Source organism: Streptomyces sp. ID05-39B, assembly GCF_033794725.1.
Classification (GTDB): domain Bacteria; phylum Actinomycetota; class Actinomycetes; order Streptomycetales; family Streptomycetaceae; genus Streptomyces; species Streptomyces bobili.
In genome coordinates this window covers 1-9,802 of the sequence record NZ_JARGEF010000279.1, presented here as the reverse complement: position 1 = coordinate 9,802, position 9,802 = coordinate 1, and the positions used below count along the sequence as shown (strand labels likewise).

Below are 9,802 nucleotides of genomic sequence, written 5' to 3'. Positions count from 1 at the left end.
GCTCAGGGGCTACCTGGACTGAGGACGACGCCTTCCGCCCCCGCCGGGACGGGTGGGGCGGCGGGGGCGGAAGGCGTCGTCCTCAGTCCAGGTAGCCCCTGAGCTGGTCGGCGAAGGCGTGGTCGCGGAGTTTGTTGAGGGTCTTCGACTCGATCTGGCGGATGCGCTCCCGGGTCACGCCGAAGATGCGGCCTATCTCCTCCAGGGTGCGGGGGCGGCCGTCGGCCAGGCCGTAGCGGAGCTGGACGACCTTGCGCTCGCGCTCGCCGAGCGTCGACAGGACCACCTCCAGGTGTTCCCGCAGCAGGAGGAACGCCGCCGACTCGACGGGGCTGGCGGCGTCGCCGTCCTCGATGAGGTCGCCGAGGGCCACATCGTCCTCCTCGCCCACCGGGGCGTGCAGGGAGACGGGCTCCTGGGCCAGCCGCAGCACCTCTCCGACGCGCTCGGGGGCGAGATCGAGCTGGGCGGCGACCTCGTCGGCGGTGGGCTCGTAGCCGCGCTCCTGGAGCAGCCGGCGCTGGACACGGACCACGCGGTTGATCAGCTCCACGACGTGGACGGGGACGCGGATCGTGCGGGCCTGGTCGGCGAGGGCGCGGGACATGGCCTGGCGGATCCACCAGGTGGCGTACGTGGAGAACTTGTAGCCGCGGGCGTAGTCGAACTTCTCGACCGCCCTGATCAGGCCCAGGTTGCCCTCCTGGACGAGGTCGAGCATGGTCAGGCCGCGGCCTACGTAGCGCTTGGCGACCGACACGACCAGGCGCAGGTTCGACTCGATGAGGCGGCGCTTGGCCATCCGGCCCATGACGACCAGCTTGTCCAGGTCGAGGGCGAGGTCGCTGTCCACGTCGGGGGTGCCGCTCAGTTTCGCCTCGGCGAACAGGCCGGCCTCCACGCGGCGGGCCAGCTCGACCTCCTCGGCGGCGGTGAGCAACGGGATCCGGCCGATCTCGCGCAGGTACTGGCGGAACAGGTCGGAGGAGGGGGCGGAGGTGTCGACGAAGCGCCGGGCGGGCGTCTCGACCGGCTCGGGGGTCTCGTCGGGCGTCTCGGCGAGCGCCTCGGCGGGCGGGTTCTCCGGTGCCGGGTCCGCCGGCTCGGACTCCGGTTCCATGGCCGTCTCCGGATGGCGCGCGGCACGGTTCTGCGGCGGGACCGCGACCAGGACGCCCGTCTCGCCGTCCGGTTCCGTGCCGTCGCCGTATGTGTCGGTCTGGATGAGGGTCTGGCTCTGCACGGGCGCGACCTCCAGGGTGATCGCTGCCGGAGGTTGCGGCAGCGCTGCTACGAGGGCGGAGGCGGCCTCACCGCTGTCCGTCCCGTCCGCGATGAGCGGAACCGCGGGGTGTGGGACCCGCGGGGGACGGATCGGCCGCGCTCCGAGGGCTCAGACCCACCCTCCGAATGCCGGTCGGTCTCAGGTACCGGACCCCAGTGTGGAGTACGACACATCGCCGCCACGAGGGGCGTGCGATGACTTTTTGCGTCCGGTCCGTGACCGGGTGCTGACGGTGCTGGTCAGGGCCTGCTCAGAGAGCGGCGGCTCCGTGCCCGCGCAGCGCCTGGTCGTACTGCTGCAGGACCCACAGCTCGTTCTGTACGGCGGCCAGCTGGGCGGGGTCGCCGCCGGCGGACAGCCGGGCCAGCTGGGACTGGACGTCGCGGACGCGGCGTTCCACGGCGCGCCGGCGCACCTGCACGAGGACGTTGCCCGCGTACACGTCGTCGACCGCGCGCCGCATGATCGGCTCCACGGCCAGCTCGGTGACCATGGCGCGCACGGTGTCGTCGGGCGCGGCGTCCCGCACCCGCATCAGGTACTCCTGCCCGTCCTGCACGCCGGACTCGGCACCGCCCGCGTCCTGGATCGCCTCGCGTACGGCGGCGTAGGGGGCTGCCGTGAACTCGTCGACGCCGTACGCGTCGAAGGCCGGGGAGACCAGTTCGGGGCGCTGGAGGGCGAGCTTGAGCAGTTCGCGCTCGGTGGCGTAGACGGGGTTGCGCAGGGTGAGGGCGGGGCCGCCGGCGGTGGGGCGCGGGGCGGCCTCGTAGGGCTGGGCGGAGCCGCCGCGGGCGGGCGCCGGGCCCCTGCCGCCACGGTCGCGGGCCCAACGGGCCAGCTGTGCCACGCGTTTGACGACGAACTGGGTGTCGAGGATGCCGAGCATGCCGGCCAGCTGGACGGCGACCTCGTGCTGGGCACCGCTGTTCTTGATGCGGGCGACGACCGGGGCGGCCTCGTCCAGGGCGGCGGCCCGGCCGCCGGGGGTCTCCAGGTCGTAGCGCGCGAGGATCTGGCGGAGGGCGAACTCGAACAGCGGGGTGCGGGGTTCGACGAGGTCGGCGACGGCCTCGTCACCCTTGGCCAGCCGCAGGTCGCAGGGGTCCATGTTGTCCGGCGCGATCGCGATGTATGTCTCGGCGGCGAACTTCTGGTCGTCCTCGAAGGCGCGCAGGGCCGCTTTCTGGCCGGCCGCGTCGCCGTCGAAGGTGAAGATCACGCGCGCGGAGCCGTTGTCCATCAGCAGGCGGCGGAGGATCTTGATGTGGTCGGTGCCGAAGGCCGTGCCGCAGGTGGCGATGGCGGTGGTGACGCCGGCCAGGTGGCAGGCCATGACGTCGGTGTAGCCCTCGACGACGACGGCGCGGGACACCTTGGCGATGTCCTTCTTGGCAAGGTCGATGCCGTAAAGGACCTGCGACTTGCGGTAGATGGCCGTGTCGGGCGTGTTGAGGTACTTGGGGCCGTTGTCGGCCTCGTAGAGCTTGCGGGCGCCGAAGCCGACGACCTCGCCGCCGATGTCGCGGATGGGCCACATCAGCCGGCCGCGGAAGCGGTCGATGGGACCGCGGCGGCCCTCCTGGGCGAGTCCGGAGAGGGTCAGTTCCTTGTCGCTGAAGCCCTTGCCGCGCAGGTGGCGGGTGAGGTGGTCCCAGCCCTGGGGACTGTAGCCGACGCCGAAGTGGACGGCGGCGGCCTGGTCGAACCCGCGCTCGGCGAGGAAGATCCGGCCGGCGTCGGCCTCGGGGCTGACGGCGAGCTGTTCGGCGTACCACTCGGCGGCGATCTTGTGGGCCTCGACCAGGCGGATGCGTTCGCCGCGCTGGTGGGAGGGGTTGTAGCCGCCCTCCTCGTAGCGCAGCGTGATGCCGGCCTGGGCGGCGAGGCGCTCGACGGCCTCGGAGAAGGAGAGGTGGTCGACCTTCATCACGAAGGTGAGGGTGTCGCCGCCCTCCTGGCAGCCGAAGCAGTGGAAGAGACCCTTGCTGGGACTGACCTGGAAGGACGGTGACTTCTCGTCGTGGAAGGGGCAGAGGCCCTTGAGGTTGCCGCCGCCCGCGTTGCGTAGCTGGAGGTACTCGGACACCACGGCGTCGATCGGAACCGCGTCCCGAACCGCCTTCACGTCCTCGTCGTTGATCCGTCCTGCCACGTGGTGATTCTACGGGGGTGGACCGACATCCCCAGGACCGCGAACCCCCACAGGGGACCGGGCGACGCCTACGTGGTCAGCCGCTCCAGGGGGACGTGCGGGTCTGCCAGCGCCTCGGTGTCGACCGGGGCACCGGTCCGCACCAGTTTCTGGATGTGGTCTGTGACGTCCCACACGTTCACGTTCATCCCGGCCAGTACCCGCCCCTCCTTCACCCAGAACGCGACGAACTCCCGCTTGCCCGCGTCCCCCCGGATCACCACCTCGTCGTACGTCCCCGGCGGCGCCCACCCGCTGTACTCCATCCCCAGGTCGTACTGGTCGGAGAAGAAGTACGGCACCCGGTCGTAGGTGACGTCCCTGCCGAGCATGGCGCGGGCGGCGGCCGGTCCGCCGTTCAGGGCGTTGGCCCAGTGCTCGACGCGCAGGGTGGTGCCGAACAGGCCGAGCGGGAAGGACGCCACGTCGCCGGCGGCGTGGATGTCGGGGTCGGAGGTGCGCAGCCGGGTGTCCACCGCGATGCCGCCGCCGTGGACGCGGTCGGCCAGCTCCAGTCCGGCCGCCTCGGCGAGGGCGGTCCGCGGGGCGGCGCCGATCGCGGCGAGCACGTCGTGCGCCGGGTGTTCCTCGCCGTCGTCGGTGCGGGCGGCGAGGACCATGCCGTCCTGGCCGACGATCTCGGTGAGCCGGACGCCGAAGCGGAAGCGGACGCCGTGCTCGCGGTGCAGTTCGGCGAAGACATTGCCCAGCTCGGGGCCGAGGACGCCGTGCAGCGGGGTCGGCTCCGGTTCGACGACGGTGACCTCGGCGCCGTATCCGCGGGCCGCCGCCGCGATCTCCAGGCCGATCCAGCCGGCGCCGGCGATCACGATGTGGCCGTTGTCGCGGCCGAGCGCGGCGAGGACGCCCTTGAGGCGCTCGGCGTGCGCGAGGCGGCGCAGGTGGTGGACGCCCGCGAGACCGGTGCCGGGGATGTCGAGGCGGCGGGGTTCGGAGCCGGTGGCCAGCAGCAGCTTGTCGTAGTGGACGAGGGTCCCGTCGTCGCCGAAGCGGACCGTCTTCGCCGTACGGTCGATGGCGTCGACGGTCTGGCCCAGGTGCAGCTCGACGTCGTTGCGCGCGTACCAGGCGGGCTCGTGCACGAAGACGCTCTCGCGGCTCTCCTTGCCGAGCAGGAAACCCTTGGAGAGCGGCGGGCGCTCGTAGGGGTGATCGCGTTCGTCGCAGATCAGTATCACGCGGCCGGTGAAGCCCTCGGTCCTCAGTGTCTCGGCCGCCTTGGCGCCGGCCAGGCCTCCTCCGACGATGACGAATGTCTGATCCGCGTCGACCACGTGATGCCTCCTCGTAAGACTGCCGCCACCCGAGCCTCCCGCACGCGGGATGAGGGCGGAAGGGGGGATGACCCGATCAGGCCAGGGCGAGTCCCGTTCAAGCTGCCGGGTTCAGGGCCTTGCGGTGAGGCGGGCGTGCAGGGAACGGGCCGAAGGGTCGGTGAGCGAGGCGATCTGGTCGACGATCACCCGCTTGCGCGCACGGTCGTCGGCCGCCACGTCGAAGAGTGCGCGGAACTGGGGGTCGAGGCCGTCGGGGGCGCGGGCGGTGAGCGCCTCGGCCAGCTCGCTGATGACGACGCGCTGGTCCGCTCGCAGCAGTTCCTGCTCGGCGCGCTGCATGACGTACCGGTCGGCGACGGCCTTGAGGACCGCGCACTCCAGGCGCGTCCCGTGCGGTACGACGAGTTCGGCGTCGTAGCGGGTGAGGCGCCCCGAGCCGTACCTGGCGCGCGTGGCGGCCTCGGCGGCCAGGCAGAAGCGGCCGATGAGCTGGCTGGTGGCGTCCTTCAGACGGGCCTGGGCGACGGCCGTGCCGTCGTATCCGTGCGGCCACCACTGCTGGTCCTGGAGCCGGTCGAGGGCGGCGGCGAGTTCCGCCGGGTCGGTGTCCGCGGGCACGTAGCGGCCGACGGCGACGCGGAAGACCTCCGCGCGCTCCGGTTCCGCGCGCAGGGAGCCGGGGTCGATGTGGCCGGCGTGCAGGCCGTCCTCGACGTCGTGCACCGAGTAGGCCACGTCGTCCGACCAGTCCATGACCTGTGCCTCGAAGCACGTGCGCCCGGCCGGGGCTTCCTTGCGGACCCAGTCGAAGACGGGGCGGTCGTCGTCGTAGACGCCGAACTTGGGGGAGGCCGGGTCGGTGGGATGCCCGCCGCGCGGCCAGGGGTACTTGGTGGCGGCGTCGAGGGTGGCGCGGGTGAGGTTGAGGCCGACGGAGCCCTCGGGGGTGAAGCGCTTGGGTTCGATGCGGGTGAGGAGGCGCAGCGACTGCGCGTTGCCCTCGAAGCCTCCGCAGTCGCGGGCGAAGTCGTTGAGCGCCTGTTCGCCGTTGTGCCCGAACGGGGGGTGGCCGAGGTCGTGGGAGAGGCAGGCCGCCTCGACGAGGTCGGGGTCGCAGCCGAGGGCCGCACCCAGCTCCCGGCCGACCTGGGCGCACTCCAGGGAGTGGGTGAGGCGGGTGCGGGGGGTGGCGTCCCAGGCGTCGGTGCGGGTGCCCGGGGTCACCACCTGGGTCTTGCCCGCGAGCCTTCTGAGCGCCGAGGAGTGCAGGACGCGGGCACGGTCGCGCTGGAAGGCGGTGCGGCCGGGGCGTTTGTCGGGCTCGACCGCCCAGCGTTCTGTTGACGGCACGTCGTAGGGCATGTCTCGACAGTAAGCGGCGGCAGTGACAATCGGGGCGTCATCCGGCCGCCGGGTTCGGTGCGGGGCGCGCGCTCGCCGCCTCGCGCCCCCTCAGGCGGCGTTGCCGGTGACGCTCGCGACGCGTGCCTGGTCGTAGCGGTGCAGGACCAGCCGGGCCATCGCCTCGTGGGTGCCCAGGGGGGCCGCGGCGATCCAGGGGGCGGCCTGCGCGGACTCGGTGGCGAAGCGGCCGGGGGCCGTGAAGTAGGAGGCGACGGCCACCCGGTGACGGCCTCGCGCGGCGAGGGCGCGGACGGCCGCGGGCACGGTGGGTGCGGCCGTCGAGGCGTACGCCGGGAGCACGGGGACGCCGAGGCGGTCCGCGAGGAGCTGGGCCGTACGGCCGGTGTCGACGGCCGAGTCGGGGTCGCGGGAGCCCGCCGCCGCGAGGACCACCGCGCTCGCGCGTCGCTCGGCCTGCGTCATCCGGGTGCGCCAGCCGGCCTCGACGAGACGCGTGTACAGGGTCTCCACGAGGAGGGGGTGCGGGCCGAGCGGTGCGGCCACGCGCGTGCGTACCCGCACGGCGGCGGCCATCTCGGGGATGTCCCGGCGCACGTGGTAGCCGCGGCTGAGGAGCAGCGGGACGAGGACGGCGTCCGCCGTGTCCGCCGCGTCGAGGTCGGCGAGGGTGTCGGAGAGCAGCGGCTCGTTCAGCTCGATGTGCCCGAGGCGCACGGCGAGGCCGGGGCGCAGGTCGCGGACGCGGTCCAGGAGCGTGCTGACGGTGCTCAGGGCGCGCGGGTCGCGGCTGCCGTGGGCGACGACCACCAGGGCGGGCGGGCCGGGGCGCCGGCGGCCGTCGAGCGAGACGAGGCTGAGCTGGCTGGCGAGCTGGGAGCTGATCCGGTTCATGATGTGCGCCGTACTGTCGAGGTGGACGCCGGCGGACAGCGGGCTGCCGGGGCGGTGGTCGGACTCGTCGTACAGGGAGAGCGACGCCGTCATGAACCGATGGTGGCGGTGCGAGGTTGCACCGCCGTTGCGCGACCGTCACGAGTGTTTTCCGGGCGTTCACCGCGCGCGGGGCCGTGATGTGAGGTGCGGGGCGAGGGGCGGGCGTGTGACCCGAGTGACGGGCGCAGGGTCGAACCGGACCACGGCTCGTTGCGTCTTCCCTGGTCGAAGCCGGAAAGCTGGTCCGGACGGGCAGCAGGAGGACACCGTATGAAGATCCGTCGGCCGCGGCTGCCGCGCACCCGGACGGGGTGGCGGCGGCTGGTGCAGGGCGTGATGGCCGCCTGCGTGCTGGGGCTGCTTCCGGCCACCTGGCTGCATGTGTCGACCGCGGACCGACTGGGCACGACGGCCGACGCACCGCGCACCGACGTCGCCGTGGTGTTCGGCGCCGGTCTGTGGGCCGGGGAGCCGTCGCCCTACCTCGCGCACCGGCTGGACGCGGCGGCGACGCTGTACCGGGAGGGGCGCGTCAAGGTCGTGCTCGTCACCGGCGACAACAGCCGCGAGGACTACGACGAGCCCGACGCCATGCGCACCTACCTGACGGAACACGGCGTACCGGACACGCGGATCGTCAGCGACTACGCGGGCTTCGACACCTGGGACTCCTGCGTGCGCGCCAAGAAGATCTTCGGCGTCGACCGGGCGGTCCTCATCAGCCAGGGCTTCCACATCCGGCGGGCGGTCGCCCTGTGCGAGGCGGCGGGCGTCGACTCGTACGGCGTCGGTGTCGACGCCAGACACGACGTGACCTGGTACTACGGCGGCACGCGCGAGATCCTCGCGGCCGGCAAGGCGGCCCTGGACGCGGTGTTCGAGCCGGACCCCCGGTTCCTCGGTCCGAAGGAGCCCGGGGTGACGCGGGCGCTGGGGGCGGGCGAGTAGGGCCAGCGGGGACTCGCCTCACGTCGGGTGGGTGTCCGGGGGGAGGGCACCAGCACATCGCCGTAACAGGACGCCGCACGGGGCGTAACACGGCCGAAGCACGCTGAAACGTATGGAGACCACCTCGACGCCCACCCACTGCCCGTACTGCGCCCTGCAGTGCGGGATGAATCTGTCGCCCACGCCGGAGGGCGGCGTCGAGGTGACCGAGCGCGTGGACTTCCCGGTGAACCGGGGCGCGCTGTGCGGCAAGGGCCGCACGGCGCCGGCGGTGCTCTCGTCCCGGGTGCGGCTGACCTCCCCGTTGGTGCGCTCCGGCGGCACGCTCGTGCCCGCGACCTGGGACGAGGCACTCGACCGGATCGCCGGCGAGCTGGGGGCGATCCGGGCCGGGCACGGGCCCGACGCGCTCGGCGTCTTCGGCGGCGGCGGGCTGACCAACGAGAAGGCGTACACGCTCGGCAAGTTCGCGCGGGTGGTCCTCGGCACCTCGCAGATCGACTACAACGGACGCTTCTGCATGTCGTCCGCGGCGGCCGGCGGCATCAAGGCGTTCGGTCTCGACCGAGGCCTGCCGTTCCCGCTGGAGGACATCCCGAAGACCGGGTGCGTGATCCTCGTCGGGTCCAACCTCGCGGAGACCATGCCGCCCGCACTGCGCTTCTTCAGCGAACTTCGGGAGAACGGCGGCACGTTGATCGTCGTCGACCCGCGGCGCACCAGGACCGCCGAGCAGGCCGACCTGCACCTGATGCCCCGGCCCGGCACCGATCTCGCCCTGGCGCTCGGGCTGTTGCACCTGGTCGTCGCCGAGGGGCGGGTCGACGAGGAGTACGTACGGGAGCGGACGTCCGGCTGGGAGGAGGCGCGGGCGGCGGCGATGGCCCACTGGCCGGAGCATGTGGAGCGGATCACGGGGGTGTCCGTTCCACACCTGCGGGAGGCCATGCGCCTGTTCTGCGAGCCGGAGGCCGCGATGGTGCTCACCGCGCGCGGTCCCGAGCAGCAGTCCAAGGGCACCGACACGGTCGGCGCGTGGATCAACCTGTGCCTGGCCACCGGCCGGGCCGGGCGTCCGCTCTCCGGGTACGGCTGCCTCACCGGGCAGGGCAACGGGCAGGGCGGGCGCGAACACGGGCAGAAGGCCGACCAGTTGCCCGGTTACCGCAAGCTGGACGACCCGGCGGCGCGCCGGCACGTGGCCGACGTGTGGGGCGTGGACCCGGACAGCCTCCCCGGACCGGGGCGCAGCGCCTACGAGCTGCTGGACGCGCTGGGCACCGACATCCGCTCACTGCTGCTGATGGCGTCCAACCCGGTGGTGTCCGCACCGCGTGCCGCGCACATCGAGGAACGCCTCAAGTCCCTCGACTTCCTCGCCGTCTGCGACGTGGTGCTGTCGGAGACGGCAGCTCTCGCCGACGTCGTCCTGCCCGTCACGCAGTGGGCGGAGGAGACCGGGACCATGACCAGCCTGGAGGGGCGGGTGCTGCTGCGGCAGCGGGCGATCACTCCGCCCGCGGGAGTGCGCAGCGACCTGGAGGTGCTGCACGAGCTGGCCGCGCGGCTCGGGGTGGAGAAGGGTTTCCCCACCGATCCCGAAGAGGTCTTCGAGGAGCTGCGGCGGGCGAGCGCGGGCGGGCCCGCGGACTACTCCGGGATCACCTACCGGCGGCTGGTGGAGGAGAACGGGGTGTTCTGGCCCTGCCCGGCCCCTTCCCCGACGCCGGAGGGAGCGGGGTCCTCCGGAAACACGTCGAAACCGGTGTCCTCCCCGTC

General features: G+C 72.8%; 6 protein-coding genes and 1 pseudogene. 2 read left to right on the top strand and 5 right to left on the bottom strand.

Translation table 11 applies throughout. From position 1 onward, the window contains the following. Window positions 1-82: 82 nt before the first annotated feature. From P1P75_RS35885 to P1P75_RS35865, 5 genes and pseudogenes are all read right to left on the bottom strand, one after another. Window positions 83-1,458 (bottom strand): annotated as a pseudogene (locus P1P75_RS35885) (sigma-70 family RNA polymerase sigma factor). 77 nt (window positions 1,459-1,535) lie between these two features. Further along, a complete protein-coding gene (dnaG, locus tag P1P75_RS35880; protein WP_319263385.1) occupies window positions 1,536-3,440 on the bottom strand; it encodes a DNA primase in 1,905 nt (634 codons plus the stop codon). A gap of 68 nt (window positions 3,441-3,508) precedes the next feature. Beyond that, entirely contained in the window at window positions 3,509-4,774 is a 1,266-nt protein-coding gene (locus P1P75_RS35875; RefSeq protein ID WP_319263383.1) for an FAD-dependent oxidoreductase, read from the bottom strand. Window positions 4,775-4,885: 111 nt separating this feature from the next. After that, a complete protein-coding gene (locus P1P75_RS35870) occupies window positions 4,886-6,139 on the bottom strand; it encodes a deoxyguanosinetriphosphate triphosphohydrolase (protein ID WP_319263382.1) in 1,254 nt (417 codons plus the stop codon). Between the two features lie 90 nt (window positions 6,140-6,229). Next, window positions 6,230-7,033, bottom strand: a complete 804-nt coding sequence (locus tag P1P75_RS35865; RefSeq protein ID WP_319263387.1) for a sirohydrochlorin chelatase — start codon at window positions 7,031-7,033, stop codon at window positions 6,230-6,232. 312 nt (window positions 7,034-7,345) lie between these two features. On the opposite strand from P1P75_RS35865, the gene P1P75_RS35860 reads away from it, so the two are divergent. Both P1P75_RS35860 and P1P75_RS35855 read left to right on the top strand, forming a co-directional pair. Further along, window positions 7,346-8,023 (top strand): ElyC/SanA/YdcF family protein, encoded by a 678-nt coding sequence (locus tag P1P75_RS35860; protein ID WP_319263381.1) that lies wholly within the window; start codon window positions 7,346-7,348, stop codon window positions 8,021-8,023. A 112-nt stretch (window positions 8,024-8,135) separates the two neighbouring features. Next, on the top strand, window positions 8,136-9,802 hold a 1,667-nt coding region (locus tag P1P75_RS35855; RefSeq protein ID WP_319263380.1), incomplete at its 3' end, for a molybdopterin-dependent oxidoreductase.